Consider the following 1,365-nt stretch of genomic DNA (forward strand, 5'->3'; position numbering starts at 1 on the left):
CGGTGCGATTGCCGGTGGCGTCGTAGGCATACGTCTCGATCGCCACGTCGGTGGCCGTCCTTGGTCTGGGTCAGTCGACCCAGCGTGTCGTAGCCGTTCCCAGCCCCACCCCGCGACAGTCGACCGTGAGCGATTTATGAATCCTTCCCAACACAGTGAGGCATCCGCTTCAACCCCGCCCTACGAATGGATTTCGAGCCATCCCGCACATACCAATCTGGAAATTAAGTCAGCTCTTCCGATGATCCAAAGTAGAACCCGCAATCTCCGTCAACGCCGCGCCCTCGCCCGGCGCAAGCCAATTGAGCCAACTTTCCACATCGCGATTGCAAAAAGGAAAGCAAACAGCAGTGCAACGGCGGCACCAAGTCCGTAAACACCCTCGCCGAATATAATATCCCTGATGACAAAACAGCCGATCACTGAGTAACCAATCATCATGATAAATGAAACAACTCTAAGCACCCAAAAGAAATATATGTAGTAGTAACTCATCAATGAACCCCACTTAATCACGTTAAGGACATCCACATTTGTCCGAAACAGGGGTGGCGACCTGCCCGGATACAGTGTAGCCAGACCCACTCACAGCTCCATACCCAACACCAACCATCGGAGGAAAGGAAAGAGAAGCTCCACTGATCTGATCCTTAGCAGCATTATCGGAGGAGAACAACTTTCGCAGCCACGTCCAGTCATTCCATCCAGCACTACCTTCGACTAAGTTCTCGGATCCCTGAACAGACCCGCCCACGGAGCCGCCCCAACCGAGGGCAACCTCAGCGTATCGATAGACTCCAGTAGTCAAGCCCGGTGGCAGCGAGCCCCCACTTTTCGATCCAGTCGCGGACACTCCGCCGCCAGCGTAGAGCCCGCCGCCCAGCATGGCATTTAGCTGAAAAGTGCCGTAGAGCTGATAGCAGCCCACCTTCTTCCAATCTTCCGGAATTGAGATCCCCAAACCCGCACCGCTACCGCTGGCCAAGCCCGGACCTGCAAGGGTGAATGACCCTCCCAATCCCAACTGCTTGTGGAGTCCAAAAGGATCGATAAGGCTTACAGCGTCCCCACCAGCATAAGCGAAAGCCGAGATTCCACCAGCTAAGCCAATCGGATCACTCTGCGCGTATCGCCCCACCGCCGGATCGTATTCCCGCTGGTAGTTATAGAACATCCCACTGGCGTCCGTCGCCTGCTGGCCGGGGAAGCGCAGCGCCAACTCGAAGGCAACTCCGTCCCCGTCCGCATCGACGTTGGGCACCTGATTACCAAACACCTCGCTCTTGCTGCTCCACTCCCAGATCGCCACATCACGGACGGGATCGATCACCACCCGCGGGGTGCCCAGGTGGTCCGGCTGCACGT

At 56.7% G+C, this 1,365-nt stretch carries 2 protein-coding genes; both read right to left on the reverse strand.

Annotation, left to right across the window (positions count from 1 at the left end):
- Positions 1–270: 270 nt before the first annotated feature.
- A complete protein-coding gene (locus NR101_RS18955) occupies positions 271–495 on the reverse strand; it encodes a hypothetical protein (RefSeq protein ID WP_256777590.1) in 225 nt (74 codons plus the stop codon).
- A gap of 22 nt (positions 496–517) precedes the next feature.
- A partial coding sequence (locus NR101_RS18960; RefSeq protein WP_256777591.1) for an RHS repeat-associated core domain-containing protein occupies positions 518–1,365 on the reverse strand: 848 nt, incomplete at its 5' end.

Origin of the sequence: Stenotrophomonas sp. Ste86 (genome assembly GCF_024519465.1) — a bacterium.
In the GTDB taxonomy this organism is placed as follows: Bacteria; Pseudomonadota; Gammaproteobacteria; order Xanthomonadales; family Xanthomonadaceae; genus Stenotrophomonas.

Coding starts and splice junctions, on each gene's coding strand:
- NR101_RS18955 (WP_256777590.1), bottom strand. CDS start 495: ATGAGTTACTACTACATATATTTCTTTTGGGTGCTTAGAGTTGTTTCA.